This window comes from Mycobacterium paraffinicum (assembly GCF_025822865.1).
Taxonomy (GTDB): Bacteria; Actinomycetota; Actinomycetes; order Mycobacteriales; family Mycobacteriaceae; genus Mycobacterium; species Mycobacterium paraffinicum.
The window spans coordinates 221,728-246,398 of record NZ_JACKUR010000023.1; the positions used below are offsets into that span (position 1 = coordinate 221,728).

Below are 24,671 nucleotides of genomic sequence, written 5' to 3' on the forward strand. Positions count from 1 at the left end.
TTTTGCGCGAGTGTGCATCTGTGGCGATTTCTGGGGCTTGTTTGTCGGTGGGGGTAGCTAGTTTGGCGGTATGGGTCCAAGTGGTCATCCCGACGCCGAGGCGATGTTTGACGACCTGGATTCGGTGTTGGCCCGTGCCCGCGCGTTGCCGGTGGAGGCGATGACTGTTCAGCAGCAGCTGGCGATGTTGGAGCGCTGCGAGCAGGTGCGTCGCCAGTTGCCGGCGCTCGAACATCCGGTGATCAACTCCCTTGGCCACCAGGCCACCCCCGAAGAATTGGGTGGCACGCTGCCGCACGCGATCGCCGAGGCCACCTTGATCAGCCGCGCCGAGGCGTCGCGGCGGGTGAAAGAAGCGGTGGATTTGGGCCCGCGGCACGGGCTGACCGGTGAGCCCTTGGAGCCGATCCTGCCGGCCACCGCGGCCGCTCAGCGCGCCGGCACACTGGGCGGCGGGCAGGTGGCGGTGATCCGCAAATTCTTTCACCGCCTGCCCGGGTGGGTCGATGCAGCGACCCGTGCCGCCGTGGAGGCTGACCTGGCCACCCACGGGACGCACTACCGTCCCGAGCAATTGGCCGCACTGGCCGAGCACGTGGCCGACTGCCTGAACCCCGATGGCAGCTACACGGACGCTGAGCGCGCGCGCCGCCGCGGCTTGACCCTGGGCCGGCAGGGCCCCGACGGCATGTCCGAGTTACGGGGCCTGCTCACCCCCGAACTGCGCGCCACCGTGGAGGCGGTGCTGGCCAAACTGGCCGCACCCGGCATGTGCAACCCCTTCGATGACACCCCGTGCGTGGACGGCGCCCCCAGCCAAGACGCCATCGACCGCGACGCCCGCAGCACCGCCCAACGCAACCACGACGCACTCAACGCCGCCCTACGCGCGTTGTTGGCCTCGGGAAAACTCGGCCAACACAACGGGTTACCCGCCTCCATCGTCATCACCACCACCCTTGCCGAGCTGCAGGCCGCCGCCGGCGCCGGCCGCACCGGCGGGGGCACCCGATTGCCGATCAGCGATGTGATCCGCCTGGCCCGCCACGCCCACCACTACCTGGCCGTCTTCGACAACGCCAAACCCCTGGCCCTCTACCACGCCAAACGGCTGGCCACCGCCGGACAACGCATCGTCCTCTACGCCCACGACCGCGGCTGCAGCGCCCCGGGCTGCACCGTGCCCGGCTACCTCTCCGAGGTCCACCACGTCACCGACTACGCCAAAACCCGGCGCACCGACATCAACGACCTCACCTTCGCCTGCGGACCCCATCACCGCCTGCTCAAACCCGGCGGCTGGATTACCCGCAAAAACACCAAAGGCCACACCGAATGGATCCCACCCCCACACCTAGACCGCGGCCAACCCCGTACCAACACCTTCCACCACCCCGAAAAACTGCTCCGCCGTGAGGATGACGACGATGACGCGGCATAGCTGGGCCGCGCTTCGATAAGGTTTCGTCTGTGTCGTTGTGGTTGTCTTTGAGACCCTGGTGGCTGCAGTGGCCGCTGTACGCCCTGGTGATGATGCTGGGCCTGACACCGCTGGTGATGATCGGCGACTACCCCAGCGGGCCGCCCTCGTCGCACTGGACCAGCGCACCGTGGTGGATCACCGACGCGGTCGTCGCACTGGTGATCGGCCTGGCCACGGCGCTCGGCTCGGTGCGCCGCATGGCGGGGCTGCGCCCGTCGCTCAGAACACTGTCATTCGCTGAATGTCGTCAAATGTCCAAGGCGATGCGTTCGGGCTCCCTCCCGATGATCCGGCAACGCGCCGGGCAGCGAGGCAACTGATCGAGCGCGCACGCGACTCCATCGTGGGTTCCGCCAAACTGATGATCACCGCTTGTTGGATCCTCGTGGCGGTGCAAGTGTTCGGCTTCATTGGTGACGCAAAACATTTCACCTTGCGCAGTCTATTGTTGGCGGTGGCCTTCGCTTATCTCGCGGGCTACTACTGGTACTACCCACGTCTACTCGACGCGCGTCTTCAATTGCTTGACCGGCCCGCGCCCGGTTAGCCCCGGCCCGTTCCGGAATCTGCCTTTAGTGCCATCGGCCGGACGTAGCCACCGATCAGTGTCCGATGCCACCAGGCCCGCTCGCGGCGCAGCTCCGCGGGCGTCGTGAAGCGATACTCGTAGAGCTGCGCGCGCACGTAACGCGGCGGCGCATCCGGAAATGGGTTGTGCCGCAACAGGCGCAGCGTGTTCCGGTCGTTGCGCAGCAGCCGCTGCAGAAACGGTGTCAGCCACGGCTGGGCGTAGCCGGGTGAGATGGCGGCGAACCACATCAGCCAGTCCAGGCGCAGATGGTAGGGCGCCCACTGCCGCGGAAGCCGGCCCACGGCGCCGGGTTTGCCCTTGAATTCGTATTCTTTCCACACCGTCTGGTCGCTGAGCCGGGTGTCCTCGGTGCCTTCGATCACCACCTCGCGGCGGATGCGCCCGATGCTGCCGAACGCGCCGTAGGTGTTGACGAGGTGAAAAGAGTTGAACGACATGTTCATTCGCTGACTCGAGGACAGCATGTTGCGCACCGGCCAGTAACTCATGAACAACACCGCCGCCGCGAACGCGATCACCAGCGCGGCGAACCACAGCGGCGACTCCGGCGGCGCGGGGTGGGCGTGCGAACCGAGCACCCGGGCGACCGACGAGTCGTCGATGGCGCTGCACGCCAACAGGATCGTCACCCAATTGAGCCAGGCGAAGTTACCCGACGCCACCAGCCACAGCTGGGTGACGACGATGATCGCGGCGGCGATGCTGGCCACCGGTTGTGGCGCGAACAACCCGAACGGCACGACCAGCTGCGAGAAGTGGTTGCCCGCCACCTCGATTCGATGCAGCGGCTTGGGCAGGTGGTGGAAGAACCAGCTCAACGGCCCGGGCATGGGCTGCGTTTCGTGGTGGTAGTACAGACACGTCAGGTCGCGCCAGCACGGATCGCCCCGCATCTTGATCAGCCCGGCGCCGAATTCCACTCGGAACAACAGCAATCGGGCTATCCACAAGGTCAGCGCCGGCGGCGCCACCTGGTCGTTGCCGAGGAAGATCATCAAGAATCCGGTCTCGAGCAGCAGCGATTCCCACCCGAACGCATACCAGGTCTGCCCGACGTTGACGATCGAGAGGTAGAGCACCCACAGCGCTAGCCACATCAGCATGGCCGCCCAGACCGGCACCGCGTCGGCCGCGCCGGCGACGATCGCCGCCGACAGTGCCGCGCCGAACCAGGAGACCATCGAGAACAGCCGATCGGAATAGCGCAGATGAAACAGGCTGGGCGTCCGCCAAAACGACTGCCCGGCCAAGAACCGTGGAATGGGCTGTAGCCCGTGCTCCCCGATGAGCGCGCGGAACTGCGCCGCGGCCGCGACGAACGCGAGCAGGTAGACCGCCGCGGCGCCCCGCTCGAGCACCAGTCTGCCGAGCCAATATTCGGGAGCTGAAAACCAGCCCATGGCCGTAACTCCTTGGACGGTGGCGGTCACACAGACCCACATATCCAGTCAAGCAGCCGGTAAACCGCCAGCCAATACCCTCGACCGCTATTCGTCCCGGGACCGGCCCGCCGCATCGCCCATCGTCACCACCGAAGCGGCGACCACCGCGAGCGAAATCAGCGCCAGCAGCTGAACATTCGCGGAATGGCCCGCGTAGCCGTCGACCGACCGCCAGGGATGCCGTGACAACACCGCGCCCGCCAGGATGAGCCCACCCGCGCTCAGGACCATCGTGGCGTCGTCCATGCGCCGCCGGCGCAACGCGTAGCGCAGGCCCAGGGCTCCGCCGACCACCACGACCCCGACCACACCGGCGATCACCGCCCCGCAGGCCAGCACGGCGGCCGCCGCCCATGGTCCCGGCTGCCACGGCTGGGCGGGAGCGCCGTCGGCGCGCCCGCTTCGGGTGCGCCACAGCGCGAGCATGGCCAGCAGCGGCAGCAAGGCCAGCCCCAGCCCCAGACCCAGCCGGTACGGCGCGTTGGACGGGAAGGTCAGCGTGATGGTGCCGGGGTCTCCCGGCGGCACCACCCAGCCCTGCTGCCACCCGTTGACGGCGACCGGGGTCAGCCGGGCCCCGGTGCCGGTGCGCGCCACCCAACCGGGGTTGATGCTTTCCGGGATGACCAGCACCCGCGACGTGGTCGACGGCGGAGCCTGCACCTCGCGACGGTCCGGACCCCACGCCCGCCACACCGGAACCCCGACGGGGCCGGGCGTCGCGGCGGCCGCGGCCGGCGGGGACAGGTCGACACCGTCGACGACGAACTGGGCTCCCGGGCTGATCAGCAGCTCCTGCTGGCCCGCCGGCAGGGCGATCGGGTCGCGGTCGCACGCCCGCGCCGCAACCGGTTCGTCGTCGAGCAGGGCGCCGACGGTGGTGCGGATCGACGTGTGCACGAACCGGCCCGCGACCGCGATGACCGGGCCGTGGTCGCAGTCGACGGCGATCTCGCGCGTGCGATCACGGGCGGCTTCGGCGGCCGCGATCGGCTTGCCGTCGGCGCCGAGCACCGCCAGCTCGGCCAGCCCCGGCGGCTTGAGCTGGTCGAAACCCAGCGCGTTGCGGTCGATGACGTCTTCCCAGTCCAGCAGGCTGACGGTGACGCTGTCGGTGACCCGGGGATGCAGCGGGAGTGTCTGTGGTTCACCGGGTTTCAACGCGCGCACCTGCGGGCCGTCGCCCAGGTTGACCGCCACCATCGTCGGGTGCGCGGGCAACGCCGATCGGCTCGGCGCCAGCCGCAGCGCGGCGACTTCGGTGGGCCGCGGCAGGGTGAGCGTCAGCGTGGGCGGGGTCTTGTGTTGCACCACCCGCTGCGGCGCCGTCCATGCCGTGGACGGGTCGCCGTCGGTCGCCGCATACGCGGAGCCGAGGACGTCCACCAGGTCGGAGTCACCCCGCGCCCGGGTGGTGTTCGGCTCGGCGATCAGGTCGGCCAGTTTGGGTCCCTGTCGTGGCCGCACCCACACCAGCGGGGTCACCGACATCGGTGCCGGAACGGTCAGCGTCCGGCTCAGATTCACCGGCTCCTCCGGAGCCAGGGCCATTGACGGCGCGCAGCGCACGCCGTCCGGCGTCGACGCGCAGCCCGGCCTGGCGAGCAATTCGGAACCCAGGTCCCAGCCCGCGACCGCCGCGCCGGGTGGTGGCCCGGGAACCCGCACGGTGTGCCGCAGGTCGAGCGGGTGCGCGAATCCGGACGCGTCGTACTGGGTGATCGCCAGGTCGGTGATGCCGAACTGCACGCCGGGGGACCCGTCGTCGGTGCCCGCGGCGGTGATCCGCACCCACGGCGTCTCGCCGTAGGGCAGCGCGGCGGCGAGCGGCTTGCCGGGCTCGTCGAACCGCAGGGTGGTGCTGCCGGTCGCGGTTTCGATCATGATGCGGCGCACCTGCGCGCCGACGGCCGTCGCGCTGGGCGTCAGGGTGATCGCCGCGTTAGTCACCGGATGGTCGAAATCGACCTGCAGCCACTGCCCGACGGCAGATTGCAGCGAGTTGGACACCCACGCCGTAGCCGGGTCGCCGTCGATGGCGGCGACGGGGGAGGTCGCCGGCGCGACGTCGGGCATCGCGGTGGAGTCCGACGACGAGCTCGACACGGTGATCCGGCCGCCGCTCCAGGCGCCGACGACCGGGTCGGCGCCGGGGACGGGGTAGTCGGGCACCCGGTTGTAGGTGTGCCGTGCGTCGCCCGCGGCCCGGATGGCCGACGAATGTTGGTCCACCCGGCCGTAATCGGTCTCGCGGGCCGCCGGGGTGTCGGTGACGGTCACCGTCGGCACCGGCAATCCGGCGCCGCGCGCGTCGGCGGTCATCAGCGCGGGGCCCAGCGGCGGCCGGCCCTGCAGCCGGCGCCGCTCGTCGAGGCGCAGCAGCGCCTCCGGTCCGCCGTCCACCCGGGGCAGCCGGTCGACGTCGGCGAAGTACGGGGCGCCCGGATCGCCGGCGACCTCCACCCGGTAAATCTCCACGGCCGGGTAGCGCGGACGCAGTCCGCTGTCGGCGACGAAGCCCGCCAGGGTGCCGGGACCCACCGGCTCGCCGAATTGCGCCACCTTCCGCAGCCCCGGGGACCCGTCGACAGCGCGGTGTACCAGGATGGGCCGCGCCGAGCGCGACGTGTCCGGGTCCAGGTCGTTGCGCACCACCAGGTACGAAATACCTTGGCGGGCAAGGGTATCGGCCAGACCAGCCGAGGGGCGACCGGCGGCGAACAGGCGTTGCACCGAGTCCAGCGCCCGGATGGTTTGCGGCGGGGTCAACGGTATCGAGTCGCGCACGCCCCACGCGCTGTTGCCGAGCACCTGCAGCGGCTCGTCATGGCTGGTGCCCCACACCTGCGTGGCGAACGGCGCCCCCGGGGCCACCAGCACCCGGCCGGGCACCGGCGCGCCCGTGTTGTGCTCGCTGAGCCAGGCGGCGGTCTCCTGCCAGTAGCGGGGAATCGCGCTGAAGGTGCCGGGTGGGGTGAGCCGGCCGGTCCACGCCAGCGAGGTGCTCACCATCAGCGCCGTCAGCACGACGATCGCCACCGCCACCCGCCGGTCGCGCTCGGGGTGGGCGAACGCGCGCAGCCAGGCCGAGACGGGCTCCCGGCCGGGCAGCGGTATCCGGCCCAGCACTCCGGCGACGCCCAGCACGATCGGGATCCGGATCACCGACCCCAGCTTGTGCACGTTGCGCAGCGGCGCGCCGCCGGCGTCCAGGAACGTCTGCACGGCGTGCGCCACCGGCGAGCCCAGCCCGCCGCTGTAACCGGCGGCCATCAACACCACGCCGGCCAGCAGCATCGTCACCAACCGTCCGCGCGCCGGCATTCGCGGGCTGGCCAGCCCGGCCAGCCCCGCCGCCGCGACCAGGCAGGTGGCCAGGACGGCCGCCGAGCCGGTCACCAGCGGGGCGCCCGCGGTGGCGGTCGGCGCCACGTACGGGGTCCAGCTGTCGGTGCCGCGCAGCATCTCGGTCAGCGACGACCATTGCGTTGTAACACCGGAGGATTCGATGAAGTCCAGGAAGGGCGGGCTGATGGCCCGCAGCATCACCAGCGCCACCACCCACCACAGCATCGCCAGGAACAGCGCCACCAGCCACCACCCGGTGTAGCGCCACCACAGCCGGTTCGGTCGGTGGCACGCCCACCAGATCACCGCGGGCAGGCAGCCGGCCAGCGTGGCGATCGCGTTGACCGCGCCCATCAACGCGACGGCCAGACCGGCCTGCGCCGCGAGCGCTCGCACCGACCGGTTGGCGGAACCGCGCAGGGCCAGGATCGTGGGCAGCAACACCCACGGCGCCAGCATCATCGGCAGGGTTTCCGACGAGATGGACCCCAGCGTGGTCAGCACCCGCGGCGCCAGCGCGAACGCTGCGGCGCCGATCACCCGTGACGCAGGGCTGCCGATGCCCAGCGCCTCGGCGACCCGCAACAGCCCCCAGAAGCCGATCGTCAGCAGCAGCGCCCACCACAGCCGTTGCGTGATCCACCCCGGCACGGAGAGCAGATGGCCGATCGCGAAGAAGGTGCCATGCGGGAACAGGTAGCCGTAGGCCTGGTTCTGCGCCTGCCCGAACGGTAGGTCGCTGTTCCACAGGTTGGTGGCCCGGGCGAGGAAACGCAGCGGGTTGGCGGTGAGGTCGAGTTTGGTGTCGGGGGAAACCCGGCCGGGGGATTGGCCGAACGTCAGCGCGCAGGCGAGCGCACCGACCAGCCACAGCCATCGGCGCGAAACGGACGCGGCAGGCAAGCCAGGGGCCGGCGGGCCGGCCGCCGCTATGGCCGCTGAGTCCGCAGCCGGCGACCCACTGCGCTTGCGATCGCCGCTAGCTACGGTTGCCGTACTCGACCCGGTTGAGCACTGACGACTGCGGATCGCCCCCGGGGAGTGGCGGTTTCGTGTCCTGCTGCACCATCAAGGTGATACCGAAGATCGCTGCCGCGCCGAGCAACAGACCAACCACCACGCTCGCGGCGGCGGGCGCAATGATCCGGTTCATCGACGGCTCCTAACGGCATCGGGAAAACGTGGTCGGCCTAGCGCCAACCTAGCAGAAGGGGGTCGGCGCCCCGGGGCGCTCGTCAGGGCAGGCAGTGACCGTGAAAGCACCGGTCGCCGTATTGGACCTGGTGGGGCCCCAGCGGGTTCAGCGAAGCCGGACGGCCCCGCGCCGGCGCCCCGCCGTGCTCGGCGGCGGCCAGCGTGACGCCGACCGTCGTCGCGACACCCACCGACAGACCCACCGCGATGCTGGCCGCCGCGGCCAGGGTGAAACCGGTCAACGCTGGCATCTTGGCCCCCTAGCCCCGCTGGCACCAGCCCAGGAGTGCCCCCGCAGCCGAAGAAGAAAACCCCCGACGAAACCTCGTCGCTCCCCAGATCCGGAGGCCCGGATAGCGCCATGAAAACATGGCCCGATGTCATTTTCGCGGACCTTGGCCGTGCTCGTCTCCGTGTCGGTGTTGCTGGCGGGCTGCGCTCACCACGCCGCGCGGCCACCGGGCCCGTCGACCTCGGCCGGCAAGCCGGCGGCCGCCCCAGCGCCGCCGGCCTGCGGCGACGTCACCACGCTGCCCGTCCGCGACAAGCTGGCCCAGCTGCTGATGGTGGGTGTGAAAAGCGCCGATGACGCCCACTCGGTGGTGGACGGCTACCACGTGGGCGGCATCTTCATCGGCAGCTGGACCGACCTGTCGATCTTCAAAGGCCCGCTCGCCGACATCGCGGCGAAGGCCGGACCGCTGCCCTTGGCGGTCAGCGTCGACGAGGAGGGCGGCCGGGTGTCGCGGTTGCGGTCGCTGATCGGGGAGGCACCGTCGCCCCGGCAGCTTGCCCAGACCCAGACCGTCGCCCAAGTCCACGACCTGGCGGCCGAGCGCGGGAAGAAGATGCGCGAGCTGGGCATCACCATCGACTTCGCGCCCGTCGTCGACGTCACCGATGCCACGAGCGGCGTGATCGGCGACCGCTCGTTCGGCGGCGATCCCAACACCGTCATCGCTTACGCCGGGGCGTACGCACAGGGCCTGCGCGACGCCGGCCTGCTGCCGGTGCTCAAGCACTTTCCCGGACACGGGCACGGCTCGGGCGACTCGCACACCGGCGGCGTGGTGACACCGCCGCTGAGCGACCTGCAGAACCTTGACCTGGTGCCGTACCGGACGCTGATCACCGCGGCCCCGGTCGCGGTGATGCTGGGCCACCTGCAGGTCCCCGGGCTGACCGGCGACGACCCGGCCAGTCTGAGCCCCGCGGCGGTGCAGCTGCTGCGCAACGGCGTCGGCTACGGCGCTCCACCGTTCAACGGCCCGGTGTTCACCGACGACCTGTCCAGCATGGGCGCCATCTCCGACCGATACGGGGTTGCCGAGGCGGTGCTGCGCACGCTGCAGGCCGGCACCGACGTCGCGCTCTGGGTGACCACCGAGGAGGTGCCCGCGGTCCTGGACCGGCTGCAGAAGGCCGTGGCCGCCGGTGAGTTGCCTTCGCAGCGGGTCGATGACGCGCTGACGCGGGTGGCGACGATGAAGGGTCGCAGTCCGGCCTGCGGCCACTAAAGCGTGTGCCGACCCGGCGCGTTGCTTACTCTGGAGTCAGATAGACGGGCTAGAGAGGCAAGCGATGGCGGGTGGCACCAAGCGGTTACCGCGCGCTGTCCGCGAGCAACAGATGCTCGACGCCGCGGTGCAGATGTTCTCGGTCAACGGCTACCACGAGACCTCGATGGACGCCATCGCCGCCGAGGCGCAGATTTCCAAGCCGATGCTGTACCTGTACTACGGCTCCAAGGAGGACCTGTTCGGCGCCTGCCTGAACCGGGAGATGGGCCGGTTCATCGACGCGGTTCGCGCCGACATCGACTTCACCCAGAGCCCGAAAGACTTGCTGCGCAACACCATCGTGGCGTTCATGCGCTACATCGATGCGAACCGGGCGTCGTGGATCGTGATGTACACCCAGGCCACCAGTTCGCAGGCGTTCGCGCACCTGGTGCGCGAAGGTCGTGAACAGATCATCGAGCTGGTCGCCGGGCTGGTGCGGGCCGGCAGCCGCAGCAGGCGGACCGACCGCGAGCACGAGATGATGGCCGTGGCGCTGGTGGGGGCGGGCGAGGCGATGGCCAACCAGCTCAGCATCGGCGACATCGACGCCGACGAGGCGGCCGAGCTGATGATCAACCTGTTCTGGCACGGCCTGCGGGGCGGGCCGGAGGAGCGGGAGGCCGCCGCCGCGGCGCTGCCCAAGAAGGGCGGCCGCGGCGCGGCCCGGCGCTAGCCCCTACATTCGTCATGTGGCTCGACCGCCCGCCCGCACCGTCGACTTCTTCTGCGCCGTAGTGATCGTCGGGTTGCTGGCCGGGGTGGCCGGTCTGGCGACGACGTTGGTGCTGCGCTTCGTCCAACACGTCACGTACAACTACACCTTTGGCGCACTGCTGGTCGGCGTTGCCGGCAGCAGCCCGGTGCGCCGCGTGGTGGGGCCGATGATCGGCGCCGCGTTGGCGGCGGTCGGGTGGTGGATCCTGCGGAGCAGGACGCACGTGCCGCCCCTGGCGGAGACCATCGCGCGCCGCGAGCGGATACCGCGGTTTTCCTGGAGCGTCGACGCGATGCTGCAGGTGCTGCTCGTCGGGTCCGGGGCATCCCTCGGGCGGGAGGGGGCGCCGCGTCAATTCGCCGCGGCGCTAGGCGATTTCGGGACGGCTTGGCTCAAGCGGCTATCGCCCCGCGATCGCGAGGTGTTGCTCGCGTGCGCGGCCGGCGCCGGGCTGGGCGCGGTGTACGCCGTCCCACTGGCCGGTGCGCTGTTCTCGGTGCGGATCCTGCTCAACAGCTGGCACCCGCGGGCGGTCGGCGCGGCGGTCATTTCCTCGAGCCTGGCGGTCGCCGTCGGTTCGGCAATCACGCGCGACGAACCCAACCTGCAGTGGCCGATCGGGGAGTCGACGTACCTGCTGACCGCGCACGGGCTGCTGCTGGCGCCGCTGACCCTCGCGGTCGGGCTGGCGTTCAACCGGCTGATGGCGGCGGCGCGGCCGGCCAGGCAGATGCGGACCTGGGTGCTGGTCCCCGCGCTCGCCGGGGCCGGGCTGGTGATGGGCATCTGTTCGCATTGGTGGACCGAGTTGCCCGGCAACGGCCGCAGCATCCTGACCGTCAGCTTGGCCAGCGGCATGACGCCGTTGTCGGCGCTCGCGATTCTGGCCCTGAAACCGTTACTCACCGCGTTGTTCTTGCGCGCCGGCGGGGCCGGCGGGATGCTGACACCCTCGCTGGCCACCGGCGCGGCCGCCGGTGCGGCGCTGGTGCTGACGATCAACTGGGCGACCGGAACTCACCTGCACGTGCCGGCGGTGTCACTCGCGGGCGCCGCCGGCGTGCTCGCGGTGACGCAGGGCTCACCGATCTGGGCGGCCATCTTCGTCTGGGAGCTCGCCCGGCCGCCGTTGTGGTTGTTTCTGCTCTTTCTGCTGACCGCGACCGGCGCCCACGGGCTGAAAGTCCTTGCCAAGGGCCGCGGCCCGACGCACTCGGGCTAGCGGATCGCCACCGAAAGCGCTAAAGCGCCCGGACCGTGCCGGTCAGATACGGGTAGCCCTTGGCGATGTTGCGCAGCGAGATGTCCCAGCCGTCATGGGCCTCGTCGATGTAGAGCCCCGCCGTGCCGGGCAGCACCAGCGGTTTGCCGAACCGCACCGAATACTTCACAGCGTCGGGGAACCGGGCCTCGATGTTGGCCAATACCGCTGCCGCGCTGAACATTCCATGCGCGATCACGGTGGGGAAGCCGAACAGCTTGGCCGCGATGGGGTTGGTGTGGATCGGGTTGTGATCGCCGCCGACGACGGCGTAGCGCCGGATCAGGCCGGGGCTGATGCGCAGGACGGTGCTGGGCGGAGGCAACTTGGGCTGCTTCTGCGGTGGGGGCTTGGGCTCGTCGGACAGGCTGGTGCGCTGCTGGTGCAGGAAGGTCGTCACCTGATGCCACGCGGTGTCGTTGCCGACGCTCACGTCGGTCACCAGGTCGACCAGCAGACCTTTGCGGTGCTCACGCAGGTTCTCGGCATGCACGTGCACGCCGACGGTCTCGGTGACCGCGATCGGCCGGTACTGCGTGATGTGATTCTCGACGTGCACCGAACCCATTGCGGCGAAAGGGAAGTCGAAGCCAGTCACCAGCGACATCATTGCGGGGAAGGTCAACGCGAACGGATAGGTCAGCGGTACGTTGCTGCCGTAGCGCAGGCCGGTGACCGCGGCGTACTCGGCCACGTTCGTGCGGTCGATGGGCAGTTCCTCGATGTCCACCGTGCGCGTGGGCAGCTGGTTGCCGCGGGACACCACCGGCAGGGCCCCGGCCGCCGCGCGCAGCATGTTCCTCAGGCCGCTTGGCTGATTCATCGCTTCTCCTCAGCTATGCGCCCAGCATGGCCTGGCCGCAGACGCGGATGACGTTGCCCGTCACCGCGTTTGACGCCGGGCTGGCGAAGTAGGCGATGGTCTCCGCGACATCGACGGGTTGGCCGCCCTGCAGCAGCGAGTTCATCCGGCGGCCAACCTCACGGGTGGCCAGGGGGATGGCCGCCGTCATCTGGGTCTCGATGAAACCCGGCGCGACGGCGTTGATCGTGATGCCCTTGGCGTACAGCTCCGGCGCCAGCGCCTGGGTGAGGCCGATCATCCCGGCCTTGGTGGTGGCGTAGTTGGTCTGCCCACGGTTGCCCGCGATGCCGGCCATCGAGGACAGCCCGACGATCCGGCCCCCCTCGCCGATGCTGCCGTTGCCCACCAGTCCTTCGGTAAGCCGCAGCGGGGCAAGGAGATTGACGGCCAGGACGGCGTCCCAGCGAGCATCGTCCATGTTGGCCAACAACTTGTCGCGGGTGATGCCGGCGTTGTTGACCAGCACGTCGGCGCGGCCGCCGTGGTGCTCGCGCAGGTGCTCGGTGATCTTGTCGACGGCGTCCTCGGCGGTGACGTCGAGCCACAACGCCGTGCCCCCGACCCGGCTGGCCGTTTCGGCCAGCGTCTCGGCGGCCGACTCGACGTCGATCGCGACGACGCGGGCGCCGTCGCGGGCGAACACCTCCGCGATCGTCGCGCCGATCCCGCGGGCCGCGCCGGTCACGATGGCAACCTTGCCGTCCAGCGGCCGCTCCCAGTCGGCCGGCGGCGTGGAGTCGGCCTCGCCGATGTAGAACACCTGGCCGTCGACGTAGGCGGACTTGGCCGACAGGATGAACCGCATGGTCGATTCCAGGCCCGTCGCAGCGGGTTTGGCATCGGGTGAGACGTACACCAGCGCCACCGTGGTGCCGTTGCGCAGCTCCTTGCCCAGCGAGCGGGTGAAGCCCTCCAAGGCGCGCTGCGCGATCCGCTCGTAGGGGCTGGCGGCGGCCTCGGGCGTGGTGCCGACCACCGCGACGCGCGCGGAATGGCCCAGGTTGCGCAGGAGCGGCGTGAAGAACTCATACAACCCCCGGAGACCCTCCGGGGTCGTGATTCCGGTGGCGTCGAACACCAGGCCGCCGAACTGGTCGGCCCAGCGCCCGCCGAGATTGTTGCCCACCAGGTCGTAGTCCTTGTCCAGCGCGGCGCGCAGCGGCTCGACGATTCGCCCCTCGCCGCCGATCAGCAGGGAGCCCGCCAGGGGCGGGTCACCGGGCCGGTAGCGGCGCAGCGTCTCGGGCTGCGGGACACCGAGCTGCTTGGCGAGAAACGATCCAGGACCGGAATTGACAACCTGAGAAAACAGATCGGACGAGACCTTGGGAGCCACCGGAGCTACCTTCCATGCGCTTGCGAAGTCGGGGTGTGCCTACTGCCCACCGTATCGGGGACGAACTTACTTCAGAGTAAGAACAGTGGGTAGTATGGCCCCAGACGGGCATCCCAAAACCGATAGACGGCAGATACACGGAGAAGACAGTGGCCCCTGCAAGTTCCGAGGCAAGCAACCAGCGCAGCTCGCAACGGCGACGCGTCGCCGTGCTGGGCGGCAACCGCATCCCGTTCGCCCGGTCCGACGGCGCCTATGCCGAGGCGTCCAACCAGGACATGTTCACCGCCGCGCTGGGCGGGCTGGTGGACCGCTTCGGGCTGGCCGGCGAACGGCTGGGCGCGGTGGTCGGCGGCGCCGTGCTCAAACACAGCCGTGACTTCAACCTGACCCGCGAATGCGTGCTGGGCTCCGCGTTGTCGTCGTACACGCCGGCGTTCGACCTGCAACAGGCGTGCGGCACCGGCCTGCAGGCGGCCATCGCCGCGGCCGACGGCATCGCGGCCGGGCGCTACGACGTGGCCGCCGCCGGCGGCGTGGACACCACTTCGGACCCGCCGATCGCACTGGGCGACAACCTGCGCCGCACCCTGCTCAAGTTGCGCCGGTCCAAGTCCAACGTGCAGCGGCTGAGGCTGGTGGGCACGCTGCCCGCGACCCTGGGCATCCAGATTCCGGTCAACAGCGAGCCGCGCACCGGGCTGTCCATGGGTGAGCACCAGGCGATCACCGCCAAGGAGATGGGCATCAAGCGCGTCGACCAGGACGAGCTGGCCGCGGCCAGCCACCGCAACATGGCCGCCGCCTACGATCGGGGCTTCTTCGACGACCTGGTGACCCCGTTCCTCGGGCTGTACCGCGACGACAACCTGCGCCCGGACTCGTCGGCGGAGAAGCTGGCCAAGCTCAAGCCGGTGTTCGGGGTGAAGTCGGGCGACGCGACGATGACGGCCGGCAACTCCACCCCGCTGACCGACGGCGCCTCCGTCGCGCTGCTGGCCTCCGAGGAGTGGGCGGCAGCCCACTCGCTGACGCCGCTGGCCTTCCTGGTGGACGCGGAAACCGCTGCCGTGGACTATGTCAACGGCCGCGACGGCCTGTTGATGGCACCCACCTACGCGGTGCCGCGGCTGCTGGCGAGAAACGGACTGGGACTGCAAGATTTTGATTTCTACGAGATCCATGAGGCATTCGCCTCGGTGGTGCTTGCGCACCTGCAGGCGTGGGAGTCGGAGGACTATTGCAAGGAGCGGCTGGGCCTGGACGCCGCGCTCGGGTCGATCGACCGCTCCAAGCTGAACGTCAACGGCTCTTCGTTGGCCGCGGGCCACCCCTTCGCCGCGACCGGCGGGCGGATCCTCGCCCAGGCGGCCAAGCAGCTCGCCCAGAAGAGGGCGGAGCAAAAGGGTGGCGCGGGCAAGCCGCTGCGGGCCCTGGTCTCCATCTGCGCCGCGGGTGGTCAGGGCGTGGCCGCGATCCTGGAGGCCTGAGCCGCCCCCGGGGTCGGCCGATTCATGAGATCGGTCACAGCGGGTTAGTAATCACGGCGGAGGGGTATCCGAGTGCCCGGATGACCCCGTGTTGTGGTCTGACCCCCCGACCCCGACGGCAATACGGGGCATCCCTGAAACGACCGCCGGTCAGCGCGGACGGGCGTACGAAAAGGGCCGCCGCTGGAGTGAGGGGATCCAGCGGCGGCCTTTTTGTGCCGTTTGTGCCCGTGAAAGCAAAGACCCCGCTCCCATCCCGAAGCGGGGCCTTCGCTTTTGCCTGTCAGAAGGCGGCTTCGTCGAGCTCCATGATGTCGTTGTCCAGCGTCTCGATCACCTCGCGGGTGCTGGCCAACAGCGGCAGGAAGTTCTTCGCGAAGAACGAGGCCACCGCGACCTTGCCTTCATAGAAGGACCGCTCGTCGCCGCTGGCGCCGGCGTCCAGCGCCTGCACGGCCACCGCCGCCTGCTGCTGCAGCAACCAGCCGATGACCAGGTCGCCGACGCTCATCAGGAAGCGCACCGATCCCAGGCCGACCTTGTAGAGGCTGGTCACGTCCTCCTGGGCGGCCATCAGGTAGCCGGTCAGCGTGGCCGCCATCGACTGGACGTCGGCCAGGGCCTTCGCCAGCAGCTCGCGCTCGGACTTCAGCCGGCCGTTGCCGGACTCGCTGTCCACGAACTTCTGGATCTCGCCCGACACGTGAGCCAGCGCCACACCCTTGTCGCGGATGATCTTGCGGAAGAAGAAGTCCTGCGCCTGGATGGCCGTGGTGCCCTCGTAGAGGGAGTCGATCTTGGCGTCCCGGATGTACTGCTCGATCGGGTAGTCCTGCAGGAAGCCGGACCCACCGAAGGTCTGCAGGCTCTCGGTGAGCTTGGCGTAGGCCTGCTCGGATCCGACACCCTTGACCACCGGCAACATCAGGTCGTTGACCTTGACGGCCAGCTCGGCGTCCACACCGTGCACGGCCTCGGCAACCGCCGCGTCCTGGTAGGTCGCGGTGTAGAGGTACAGCGCACGCAGACCCTCGGCGTAGGCCTTCTGGGTCATTAGCGACCGGCGCACGTCGGGGTGGTGCGTGATGGTCACCCGCGGAGCGGTCTTGTCGGTCATCTGCGTCATGTCGGCGCCCTGCACGCGGGACTTGGCGTACTCCAGCGCGTTCAGGTAGCCGGTCGACAGGGTCGCGATCGCCTTGGTGCCCACCATCATGCGGGCCTGCTCGATCACGTCGAACATTTGCGCGATGCCGTTGTGCACCTCGCCGACCAGCCAGCCCTTGGCGGGCACGTCGTGCTGGCCGAAGGACAGCTCACAGGTGGCCGAAACCTTCAGACCCATCTTGTGCTCGACGTTGGTCACGAAGACGCCGTTGCGCTCGCCCAGCTCACCGGTCTCGAAGTCGAACAGGAACTTGGGAACGAAGAACAGCGACAGGCCCTTGGTGCCCGGGCCCGCTCCCTCGGGGCGGGCCAGCACCAGGTGGAAGATGTTCTCGAACATGTCGCCGGAGTCACCTGACGTGATGAAGCGCTTGACCCCGTCGATGTGCCACGAACCATCCTCTTGCTGAACCGCTTTGGTCCGCCCGGCGCCGACGTCGGAACCGGCGTCCGGCTCGGTGAGCACCATGGTGGAGCCCCACCCGCGCTCGGCGCAGATCACGGCCCACTTCTTCTGCTCCTCGGTGCCGAGGTGGTAGAGGATGTTGGCGAAGCCGGCGCCGCCGGCGTACATCCACACGGCCGGGTTGGCACCCAGCAGGTGCTCGTGCAACGCCCACAGCAGCGCCTTGGGCATCGGCATGCCACCGATGGCCTCCTCGAGGCCTACCTTGTCCCAACCGGCTTCTTGGACGGCACGGATCGACTGCTTGAACGACTCCGGCAGCGTTACCGAGTGGGTCTTCGGGTCGAAGACCGGCGGGTTGCGGTCCCCCTCGACGAACGACTCGGCCACCGGGCCCTCGGCCAGTCGGCTGATCTCTGACAGCATTTCGCGCGCGGTGTCGACGTCCAGATCGCTGTAGTCGCCGGCGCCCAAAGCCTTCTCAACGCCCAAGACCTCGAACAGGTTGAACACCTGGTCACGGACGTTGCTCTTGTAGTGGCTCACTACGGTTCCTCCTCGTTGAGAATGCCACTTGTGGTTGGGTACTACTTCTAAGTTACCCACCAGTAACACCGCTAAAATATCGCTCCGAGACAGTTCAACGCAAGTCAATGTGAGCTAGATTTCATCGTCTAATTAACCAACCGGTTGGGGAGCCGCTAGAGCGCCTCTGACCTGCGGCGATAATGAAACGGATCTCAAACTATGGGATGCATCACCACCCTGCCCGTAGTGGATCTGCGCACGTCGGCGGCCCAATTGCGGCGGGGTTTGCGCGAGGCCGCGCACGAGGTGGGCTTCTTCTACCTGACCGGGCACGGCGTGCCCGACGAGCTCGCCGGCAGGCTGCTGGAGGTGGCGCGCCGGCTGTTCGAGCTGCCGCAGGCCGAGAAGGACGCGGTCGCGATGGTGCACAGTCCGCATTTCCGCGGCTATACCCGAATGGGCGGCGAGCTGACCCGCGGCCAGGTGGACTGGCGCGAGCAGATCGACATCGGGCCGGAACGTGCGCCGATCGGGGCGCCCGGCAAGCCCGACTACCTGTGGCTGCAGGGGCCCAACCAGTGGCCGGCCGCGCTGCCCGAACTGCCCGGGATCGTCGATCGTTGGGACGCCGCGCTATCCGCGGTAGCCCGCACCCTGCTCCGGCACCTGGGCGGTATCGCTGGGCAGCCCAGCGGACGTCTTCGACCCCGCCTTCGCCGAGACGCCCGCCACGCTGATCAAGATCGTGCGCTACCCGCGCAGCGCGGCCTCGCCGCAGGGCGTCGGCCTACACAAAGACTCCGGCGTGCTCACCCTGCTGTTGGCCGAGCCGGGGAGCCGGGGCCTGCAGGTGCGCCGGCCCGGTACCCGGGAATGGATCGACGTGCCGCCCGCCGACGGCGCCTTCGTCGTCAACATCGGCGAGCTGCTGGAGGTGGCGACGGGCGGTTACCTGCGCGCCACCGAGCACCGGGTGAACCTGGAGGAGCAGCCCGCGGACCGGATCTCGGTGCCGTACTTCTTCAACCCCCGGCTGGACGCCCGAATCCCGGTGTTGACGCTGCCCCCCGAACTGCGGGCGCGCGCCGGCCGGGTGACCGACCCTGCGGATCCGATCTTCTCGGTCTACGGCCGCAACGCCTGGAAGAGCAGGTTGCGCGCACACCCCGATGTGGCGTCGGCGCACGGACATTCGGCAGGTAGGGTCGGGAATGAGAATCCCGTTCTCGGCTCAAGGGGCGAATGAATTCCGGTGAACTCGAACAAGAACCTGACACCATCCACACTTCGTGAGGCCTTCGGCCACTTCCCCTCGGGGGTGGTCGCCATCGCCGCCGAAGTCCAGGGAACCCGGCACGGCCTGGCCGCCAGCACCTTTGTCCCCGTCTCCCTGGATCCGCCGCTCGTGTCGTTCTGTGTGCAGAACACCTCGACGACGTGGCCCAAGCTCAAAGACTTGCCGATGCTGGGCATCAGCGTCCTCGGCGAAGCCCACGACGAGGCCGCCCGCACCCTGGCCGCCAAGACCGGGGACAGGTTCGCCGGTCTGGAGACGGAGTCCAGGGAGAGCGGCGCGGTGTTCATCAAGGGCACCGGTCTCTGGCTGGAAAGCGCGATCGAACAGCTCATCCCGGCCGGGGATCACACGATCGTGGTGCTGCGGGTCAACGAAGTGACGGTGGACGCCGACGTCGCCCCGATCGTGTTTCACCGCAGCGCGTTCCGGCGCCTCGGCGTCTGAACGCGGCTACGGGCGCCGGCCGAGTTCCGCCCGGAAGCCCGCAATCCTCTGCTCGATCTCGGCGGCGTCGTCGGGGCGGCCTTCCTTACGCGCAAGATCGGCTCGGGCGGACAACTCCCGGATGGCGGTTCGGATTTCGTTGATGCTGGTGGTTTCTCGCATGTCTCCCACGCTGCCTTTCGGAGGTTGGGTGCTATGCGGGTACCCGGCGCGCCGGGCGGGCTAACGCTCGGGTCAGCGCCGGAACAACTTGTTGCCCAGCCACACCACCGGGTCGTACTTGCGGTCGGCGACCCGCTCTTTCATCGGGATCAGCGCGTTGTCGGTGATCTTGATGTTTTCCGGGCAGACCTCGGTGCAGCACTTGGTGATGTTGCAGTAGCCCAGCCCGTGCTGCTCCTGAGCCTGGTTGCGCCGGTCCAGCGTGTCCAGCGGGTGCATCTCGAGCTCGGCGATCCGCATCAGGAATCGCGGTCCGGCGAACGCCTTCTTGTTCTCCTCGTGGTCGCGGACCACGTGGCACACGTTCTGGCACAGGAAGCACTCGATGCACTTGCGGAACTCCTGCGAGCGCTGCACGTCGGCCTGCGCCATCCGGTACTCGCCCGGCTGCAGGTCCTTCGGCGGCGCGAAGGCGGGGATCTCGCGCGCCTTCTCGTAGTTGAAGGAAACGTCGGTGACCAGGTCCCGGATCACCGGGAACGTCCGCAGCGGCGTCACGGTCACCACCTCGTCCTCGGCGAAGGTGGACATCCGGGTCATGCACAGCAACCGCGGCACCCCGTTGATCTCCGCCGAGCAGGAGCCGCACTTGCCCGCCTTACAGTTCCACCGCACGGCGAGGTCGGGTGTCTGGGTCTGTTGCAGGCGATGGATGATGTCGAGCACCACCTCGCCCTCGTTGACCTCAACCGTGAAGTCCTGCAGCGCGCCGCTGGCATCGTCACCGCGCCACACACGCATGGTCGCGTCGTAGGTCATTAGCCTCTCCGTCCTGGATGCTCGGCCAGCTCGTCGTCGGTGTAGTACTTCTCCAGCTCGGAGATCTCGAAGAGCTCCAGCAGATCGGACCGCATCGGCACCTGGTCCTTGCGGGTGATGCTGATGTCGGGGATCACCTCGTCGCCACCGGCGGCCTCACAGACCAGAAGCACCTTGCGCCACCCCGAGTCCATCGCCGGGTGGTCGTCGCGGGTGTGGCCGCCGCGGCTCTCGGTGCGCTCCAGCGCGGCCTTGGCGACGCACTCGCTGACCAGCAGCATGTTGCGCAGGTCGATCGCCAGGTTCCAGCCCGGGTTGTACTGGCGGCCGCCCTCCACGTGCATGTTCTTGAACCGCTCGCGTAGCTTGTCGAGCCGCGCGAGGGCCTCGGAGACCTCGTCCGCCTTGCGGATGATGCCCACCAGGTCGTTCATCGACTGCTGCAGCTCGAGTTGCAGCGTGTAGGGGTTCTCCGCCGGGGCGCCGTTGGCCGGCCCCTCGAAGGGGGACAGCGCCCGCTTCGACGCGGTCTCGACGGCCTCCGCCGAGACCGTGGGACGGCTGCTCAGCGCCCGCACGTAGTCGGCGGCGCCCAGTCCGGCCCGCCGGCCGAACACCAGCAGATCCGACAGCGAGTTGCCGCCGAGCCGGTTGGAGCCGTGCATGCCACCCGAGCACTCGCCCGCGGCGAACAGGCCCGGGACCGTGGCCGCGCCGGTGTCGGCGTCCACTTCGACACCGCCCATCACGTAGTGACAGGTGGGTCCGACTTCCATTGGCTCCTTGGTGATGTCGACGCCGGCCAGCTCCTTGAACTGGTGGTACATCGACGGCAGCCGCCGCTTGATCTCCTCGGGCGTCAACCGGGACGCGATGTCGAGGAACACGCCACCGTGTGGGCTGCCCCGGCCGGCCTTGACCTCGGAGTTGATCGCGCGCGCGACCTCATCGCGGGGCAGCAGGTCGGGGGTGCGGCGGGCCGAGTCGTTGTCCTTGAGCCACTGGTCGGCCTCTTGTTCGGTCTCGGCGTACTGGCCTTTGAACACCGGCGGGATGTAGTCGAACATGAACCGCTTGTTGTCGGAGTTCTTCAGCACACCGCCGTCACCGCGGACACCCTCGGTGACGAGAATCCCCTTCACGCTGGGCGGCCACACCATGCCGGTCGGGTGGAACTGAACGAACTCCATGTTGATCAGCGACGCGCCCGCCCGCAGGGCCAGCGCGTGCCCGTCGCCGGTGTACTCCCAGGAGTTCGAGGTGACCTTGAACGACTTGCCGATTCCGCCGGTGGCGAGCACCACCGCGGGCGCCTCGAACAGGACGAACTGACCGGTCTCGCGCCAGTAGCCGAAGGCCCCGGCGATCGCGTCGCCGTCCTTGAGTAGCTCGGTGATGGTGCACTCGGCGAACACCTTGATGCGCGCGTCGTAGTCGCCGAGTTCGGCGTAATCCTCCTGCTGCAGCGAAACGATCTTCTGCTGCATCGTGCGGATCAGTTCCAGACCGGTGCGGTCGCCGACGTGCGCCAGCCGCGGGTAGGTGTGCCCGCCGAAGTTGCGCTGGCTGATCTTGCCGTCTTTGAGGCGATCGAACAGCGCGCCATAGGTTTCCAGCTCCCAGACGCGGTCCGGTGCCTCCTTGGCGTGCAGTTCGGCCATCCGCCAGTTGTTGAGGAACTTCCCACCCCGCATCGTGTCGCCGAAGTGGGTCTTCCAGTTGTCTTTCGGGTTGGTGTTGCCCATCGATGCCGCGCAGCCGCCCTCGGCCATGACCGTGTGGGCCTTGCCGAACAGGGACTTACACACCACCGCGACCTTGAGGCCGCGTTCGCGCGCCTCGATGACCGCTCGCAGTCCCGCGCCGCCGGCGCCGATGACGACTACGTCGTAGGCATGCCGCTCGACCTCAACCATGAAAACCCTCGCTAGCTAAGTTCTGATTATTCTTCAAATGGCGTTTCAGCCAACAAATCTCAGGTCACCGATAGTGCCGCTGGCTACCAGCGCGATGTAGAAGTCGGTGAGCATCAGGGTGCCCAGGGTGATCCAGGCGTACATCTTGTGCCGGGTGTTGATGTTGCTGACCTGGGTCCAGATCCAGTACCGCACAGGGTGCTTGGAGAAGTGCTTGAGCCGCCCGCCGGTCACGTGCCGGCACGAATGGCAGGACAGCGTGTAGATCCACAGCATGACGACGTTGCCGACCATGATCAGGTTGCCCAGTCCGAAGCCGAAGCCACCCGGACCGGTGTCGGAGTGGAACGCGATGATCGCGTCGTAGGTGTTGATCACCGAGATGATGCCGGCGATGTAGAAGAAGTACCGGTGGCTGTTCTGGATGATGAGCGGGAACCTGGTCTCGCCGGTGTAGTGCACGCGGGGCTCGGCCACCGCGCAGGCGCTGGGCGACTGCCACACCGTGCGGTAGTAGGCGCCGCGGTAGTAATAACAGGTCAACCGGAACAGCAGCAGGAACGGCAGCGTCAGCGCCGCGTAGGGCAGCCACCAGACGTCGGGCAGGATCTGCGGCCAGAAGTCGCCGGCGGCCCCGCAGGCCGTGCTCACGCATGGGGAGTAGAACGGCGTCAGGTAGTGATATTGCGGGACGAAGAAGTAATCGCGTTGGAACGCCCGCAGAGTCGCGTAGATGACGAAAGCGGCAAAGCCCAAGTCGATCCGCAGCGGCGACATCCACCACCGGTCGGTACGTAGGGTCCGTTGCGGGATGCGGGCGCGCGTGGGTGAAAAGACACCTGACGCAGGACGGTTCGCCGTGGGTGCGCTCATCTAGTGTTCCTCTTCGAACGGGCTGTTGGTCGAAGGGTACACAGAGAGCACCCCCTCATTTCCGGGGGGCTTGGGTTGTCAGGACCTGCTGTGACCCCCGACACCCTCGTCGTCGACATCGCGCCAGAATTCGCTGTCGTACTGGGTGTCGGGAATGACGATCTTCTCGTTTGACTGCTGCACGGTGGCGCGCGCCAGGTCCAACTCGGACACGTCGGTGTCAAGCAGTTCGACGTCGGACAGGATCCGGTCGGCGTCGATGACGATGCGCCGCATCGCCGGGCTGTCACCGTAGCGACTCTTCAGGGAGTCCACGCACCGCCGCAGGCCGCCGATGAGGTCGTGCAGTTCGGCGAGTTCAGTAGTGGTGCTCAACGGATCTCCTTGCGCGGGCGGTGTTACGGATCACAGTACGCCCCCGATAATATCCACGGCACAGCCTGACGTCAGGCGACTCACTTCCCTGCCGAACCCGGAGCAAACACGCCCATGCCTGGTCAGACCGCCGCCGAACGTGCCGCCGCGCTGCTCGACCTGCACCGACCGGGTGACCCGGTGGTGCTGCCGACGGTGTGGGACGCCTGGTCGGCCCGGCTCGCCGCGGACGCCGGGTTCGCCGCGCTCACCGTGGGCAGCCATCCGCTGGCGGATTCAGTCGGCAAACCCGACGGGGAGGGCATGTCGTTCGACGACGTGCTGGCCCGGGTCGCCCAGATCACGGCCGCGGTCGACGTCCCGGTCTCGGTGGACGTCGAATCCGGTTACGGGTTGGGTGCGGAGCGCCTGATCGAGGGCCTGCTGAGCGTCGGGGCCGTCGGGCTGAACATCGAAGACACCGTGCACTCCGAGGGCAAGCGGCTCAGGTCCGCCGGTGAGCACGCCGAATTGGTGGGCGCGCTGCGGGCAGCCGCCGATGCGGCCGGGGTGCACGTCGTGATCAACGCCCGCACCGATCTGTTCCTGCGCAAGGACGGAGACGATGCGGACCGCGTCGAGCGGGCGGTGGCGCGGCTGACCGAGGCCGCGGGCGCGGGCGCCGATGTGCTGTACCCGGTGGGTCGGCACGACCCGGAGACGTTGCGCCGCTTGGCCGCAGACCTGCCGTTGCCGGTCAACGCGATCGCGCTGCCCGATCAGGACGACGCGGCGTCCTTCGGGCCGCTGGGCGTCGCACGCATCAGCTTCGGTCCCTTCTTCCAGGCCGCGCTGGCGACCCGGGCCAGGGAATTGCTGGCGCGCTGGCGCTGATCCACGACGGAAACGATTGCGCGACAGAGGAATCCGGCGGGGCCGGTGACCCCGCCGGATCGTTGCTCACCTCTTACTTGGTGATCTCGATGCGCCGCGCCTGGTTCCCTGCATAGGCGCCGGTTACCCGCACGGTCAGCACGCCGGCGTCGTACGAGGCCGTGATGGCGTCGCCGGTGACGTGGGCCGGCAGCTGGAACGACCGGCGGAAGGATCCATAGCGGACCTCGCGCAGGGTGCGCCCCTCTTTCTCTTCGGCGTGCTCGTCGCGGCGTTCGCCGTGGATCACGAGTCGGCCGCGGTCGACCTCTACATTGACGTCCTTCTCGACGTCGACGCCGGGAAGCTCGATGCGCACGATCGCGTCCTCGCCGTCCTTGACGATCTCGGCGGCGGGGCTGAAACCGCTGGTCACCGGCTTGTACCAGTCTGAAGCGGCGGCGGGGCCGAAGAAGTCACGCAACCACCGGTCGGTGTCCCAGGCCGGTCGCGACCACAGTGCGAGGTTACTCATGGGGATCTC

22 protein-coding genes and 1 pseudogene are annotated in these 24,671 nt (G+C 68.7%); 10 read left to right on the top strand and 13 right to left on the bottom strand.

Annotated features, from left to right (window positions below; genetic code table 11):
* The first annotated feature begins 70 nt into the window (after positions 1-70).
* Genes H7J89_RS13260 through H7J89_RS13270 form a run of 3 tightly spaced genes read left to right on the top strand, consistent with a single transcriptional unit; the run spans position 71 to position 2,030 of the window.
* Entirely contained in the window at positions 71-1,441 is a 1,371-nt protein-coding gene (locus tag H7J89_RS13260) for an HNH endonuclease signature motif containing protein (protein ID WP_264044149.1), read from the top strand.
* Positions 1,442-1,470: 29 nt separating this feature from the next.
* Positions 1,471-1,803, top strand: coding sequence for a hypothetical protein (locus H7J89_RS13265; RefSeq protein ID WP_264044150.1), 333 nt, complete (start codon positions 1,471-1,473; stop codon positions 1,801-1,803).
* Positions 1,804-1,826: 23 nt separating this feature from the next.
* Positions 1,827-2,030: a hypothetical protein gene (locus H7J89_RS13270; protein WP_264044151.1), complete on the top strand. Its 204-nt coding sequence runs from the start codon at positions 1,827-1,829 to the stop codon at positions 2,028-2,030.
* Here the strand turns inward: H7J89_RS13270 and H7J89_RS13275 are convergent.
* From H7J89_RS13275 to H7J89_RS13290, 4 genes are all read right to left on the bottom strand, one after another.
* A complete protein-coding gene (locus H7J89_RS13275; protein ID WP_264044152.1) occupies positions 2,027-3,475 on the bottom strand; it encodes a lipase maturation factor family protein in 1,449 nt (482 codons plus the stop codon). The two genes, H7J89_RS13270 and H7J89_RS13275, sit on opposite strands and share 4 nt — an antisense overlap.
* 87 nt (positions 3,476-3,562) lie before the next feature.
* Positions 3,563-7,768: an alpha-(1->3)-arabinofuranosyltransferase gene (locus H7J89_RS13280; RefSeq protein ID WP_264044153.1), complete on the bottom strand. Its 4,206-nt coding sequence runs from the start codon at positions 7,766-7,768 to the stop codon at positions 3,563-3,565.
* Positions 7,769-7,844: 76 nt separating this feature from the next.
* The gene (locus tag H7J89_RS13285; RefSeq protein ID WP_065443914.1) at positions 7,845-8,018 is read right to left on the bottom strand and encodes a DUF2613 domain-containing protein; all 174 of its coding nucleotides are present in this window, start codon (positions 8,016-8,018) and stop codon (positions 7,845-7,847) included.
* 82 nt (positions 8,019-8,100) lie between these two features.
* Positions 8,101-8,301, bottom strand: coding sequence for a DUF2613 family protein (locus H7J89_RS13290; protein ID WP_308205120.1), 201 nt, complete (start codon positions 8,299-8,301; stop codon positions 8,101-8,103).
* A 135-nt stretch (positions 8,302-8,436) separates the two neighbouring features.
* On the opposite strand from H7J89_RS13290, the gene H7J89_RS13295 reads away from it, so the two are divergent.
* The 3 genes from H7J89_RS13295 (at position 8,437) to H7J89_RS13305 (ending at position 11,558) form a co-directional block, all read left to right on the top strand.
* Positions 8,437-9,576 carry a glycoside hydrolase family 3 N-terminal domain-containing protein gene (locus H7J89_RS13295; RefSeq protein ID WP_264044155.1) on the top strand — a complete coding sequence of 380 codons (1,140 nt, stop codon included), beginning with the start codon at positions 8,437-8,439 and terminating at the stop codon, positions 9,574-9,576.
* A 64-nt stretch (positions 9,577-9,640) separates the two neighbouring features.
* The gene (locus H7J89_RS13300) at positions 9,641-10,294 is read left to right on the top strand and encodes a TetR/AcrR family transcriptional regulator (protein WP_264044156.1); all 654 of its coding nucleotides are present in this window, start codon (positions 9,641-9,643) and stop codon (positions 10,292-10,294) included.
* A 16-nt stretch (positions 10,295-10,310) separates the two neighbouring features.
* Positions 10,311-11,558 (top strand): chloride channel protein, encoded by a 1,248-nt coding sequence (locus H7J89_RS13305; protein ID WP_264044157.1) that lies wholly within the window; start codon positions 10,311-10,313, stop codon positions 11,556-11,558.
* A gap of 19 nt (positions 11,559-11,577) precedes the next feature.
* Here the strand turns inward: H7J89_RS13305 and H7J89_RS13310 are convergent, their stop codons facing one another.
* A complete protein-coding gene (locus H7J89_RS13310; RefSeq protein ID WP_264044158.1) occupies positions 11,578-12,420 on the bottom strand; it encodes a MaoC/PaaZ C-terminal domain-containing protein in 843 nt (280 codons plus the stop codon).
* Positions 12,421-12,433: 13 nt separating this feature from the next.
* Positions 12,434-13,798 carry a 3-oxoacyl-ACP reductase gene (locus tag H7J89_RS13315; RefSeq protein WP_264044159.1) on the bottom strand — a complete coding sequence of 455 codons (1,365 nt, stop codon included), beginning with the start codon at positions 13,796-13,798 and terminating at the stop codon, positions 12,434-12,436.
* A gap of 149 nt (positions 13,799-13,947) precedes the next feature.
* On the opposite strand from H7J89_RS13315, the gene H7J89_RS13320 reads away from it, so the two are divergent.
* Positions 13,948-15,288, top strand: a complete 1,341-nt coding sequence (locus tag H7J89_RS13320) for an acetyl-CoA C-acetyltransferase (protein WP_264044160.1) — start codon at positions 13,948-13,950, stop codon at positions 15,286-15,288.
* Positions 15,289-15,571: 283 nt separating this feature from the next.
* Here the strand turns inward: H7J89_RS13320 and H7J89_RS13325 are convergent, their stop codons facing one another.
* A complete protein-coding gene (locus H7J89_RS13325; RefSeq protein ID WP_264044161.1) occupies positions 15,572-17,407 on the bottom strand; it encodes an acyl-CoA dehydrogenase in 1,836 nt (611 codons plus the stop codon).
* A 201-nt stretch (positions 17,408-17,608) separates the two neighbouring features.
* On the opposite strand from H7J89_RS13325, the pseudogene H7J89_RS13330 reads away from it, so the two are divergent.
* Together H7J89_RS13330 and H7J89_RS13335 are read left to right on the top strand one after the other, a co-directional pair.
* Positions 17,609-18,635: pseudogene (locus tag H7J89_RS13330) on the top strand (isopenicillin N synthase family dioxygenase).
* Positions 18,636-18,641: 6 nt separating this feature from the next.
* Positions 18,642-19,130, top strand: coding sequence for a flavin reductase family protein (locus H7J89_RS13335; RefSeq protein ID WP_264044162.1), 489 nt, complete (start codon positions 18,642-18,644; stop codon positions 19,128-19,130).
* A 6-nt stretch (positions 19,131-19,136) separates the two neighbouring features.
* Here H7J89_RS13335 and H7J89_RS13340 read toward each other — a convergent pair whose 3' ends face one another.
* The 5 genes from H7J89_RS13340 to H7J89_RS13360 all read right to left on the bottom strand — a co-directional run bounded on the left by H7J89_RS13340 (position 19,137) and on the right by H7J89_RS13360 (position 23,275).
* Complete coding sequence (locus H7J89_RS13340; RefSeq protein ID WP_197503656.1) at positions 19,137-19,292, bottom strand: hypothetical protein; 156 nt, start codon at positions 19,290-19,292, stop codon at positions 19,137-19,139.
* Between the two features lie 72 nt (positions 19,293-19,364).
* Entirely contained in the window at positions 19,365-20,111 is a 747-nt protein-coding gene (locus H7J89_RS13345) for a succinate dehydrogenase/fumarate reductase iron-sulfur subunit (protein ID WP_264044163.1), read from the bottom strand.
* Entirely contained in the window at positions 20,111-22,027 is a 1,917-nt protein-coding gene (locus H7J89_RS13350; RefSeq protein WP_264044164.1) for a fumarate reductase/succinate dehydrogenase flavoprotein subunit, read from the bottom strand. The genes H7J89_RS13345 and H7J89_RS13350 overlap by 1 nt, the downstream gene beginning before the upstream one ends.
* Positions 22,028-22,072: 45 nt before the next feature.
* Complete coding sequence (gene sdhC / locus H7J89_RS13355) at positions 22,073-22,900, bottom strand: succinate dehydrogenase subunit SdhC (protein WP_264044165.1); 828 nt, start codon at positions 22,898-22,900, stop codon at positions 22,073-22,075.
* Positions 22,901-22,978: 78 nt separating this feature from the next.
* Entirely contained in the window at positions 22,979-23,275 is a 297-nt protein-coding gene (locus H7J89_RS13360; RefSeq protein ID WP_264044166.1) for an Rv0250c family protein, read from the bottom strand.
* Positions 23,276-23,389: 114 nt separating this feature from the next.
* On the opposite strand from H7J89_RS13360, the gene H7J89_RS13365 reads away from it, so the two are divergent.
* Positions 23,390-24,148, top strand: coding sequence for an isocitrate lyase/PEP mutase family protein (locus H7J89_RS13365; protein WP_264044167.1), 759 nt, complete (start codon positions 23,390-23,392; stop codon positions 24,146-24,148).
* A 73-nt stretch (positions 24,149-24,221) separates the two neighbouring features.
* Here the strand turns inward: H7J89_RS13365 and H7J89_RS13370 are convergent, their stop codons facing one another.
* Positions 24,222-24,662 (bottom strand): Hsp20/alpha crystallin family protein, encoded by a 441-nt coding sequence (locus tag H7J89_RS13370; protein WP_264044168.1) that lies wholly within the window; start codon positions 24,660-24,662, stop codon positions 24,222-24,224.
* Between the last annotated feature and the right edge of the window lie 9 nt (positions 24,663-24,671).

Excerpts from the sequence above, each read along its gene's own strand:
- H7J89_RS13260 (WP_264044149.1), top strand. The coding sequence starts at position 71 with ATGGGTCCAAGTGGTCATCCCGACGCCGAGGCGATGTTTGACGACCTG.
- H7J89_RS13275 (WP_264044152.1), bottom strand. The coding sequence starts at position 3,475 with ATGGGCTGGTTTTCAGCTCCCGAATATTGGCTCGGCAGACTGGTGCTC.
- H7J89_RS13285 (WP_065443914.1), bottom strand. The coding sequence starts at position 8,018 with ATGAACCGGATCATTGCGCCCGCCGCCGCGAGCGTGGTGGTTGGTCTG.
- H7J89_RS13295 (WP_264044155.1), top strand. The coding sequence starts at position 8,437 with ATGTCATTTTCGCGGACCTTGGCCGTGCTCGTCTCCGTGTCGGTGTTG.
- H7J89_RS13300 (WP_264044156.1), top strand. The coding sequence starts at position 9,641 with ATGGCGGGTGGCACCAAGCGGTTACCGCGCGCTGTCCGCGAGCAACAG.
- H7J89_RS13310 (WP_264044158.1), bottom strand. The coding sequence starts at position 12,420 with ATGAATCAGCCAAGCGGCCTGAGGAACATGCTGCGCGCGGCGGCCGGG.
- H7J89_RS13340 (WP_197503656.1), bottom strand. The coding sequence starts at position 19,292 with ATGCGAGAAACCACCAGCATCAACGAAATCCGAACCGCCATCCGGGAG.
- H7J89_RS13345 (WP_264044163.1), bottom strand. The coding sequence starts at position 20,111 with ATGACCTACGACGCGACCATGCGTGTGTGGCGCGGTGACGATGCCAGC.
- H7J89_RS13350 (WP_264044164.1), bottom strand. The coding sequence starts at position 22,027 with ATGGTTGAGGTCGAGCGGCATGCCTACGACGTAGTCGTCATCGGCGCC.
- sdhC (WP_264044165.1), bottom strand. The coding sequence starts at position 22,900 with ATGAGCGCACCCACGGCGAACCGTCCTGCGTCAGGTGTCTTTTCACCC.
- H7J89_RS13365 (WP_264044167.1), top strand. The coding sequence starts at position 23,390 with ATGCCTGGTCAGACCGCCGCCGAACGTGCCGCCGCGCTGCTCGACCTG.
- H7J89_RS13370 (WP_264044168.1), bottom strand. The coding sequence starts at position 24,662 with ATGAGTAACCTCGCACTGTGGTCGCGACCGGCCTGGGACACCGACCGG.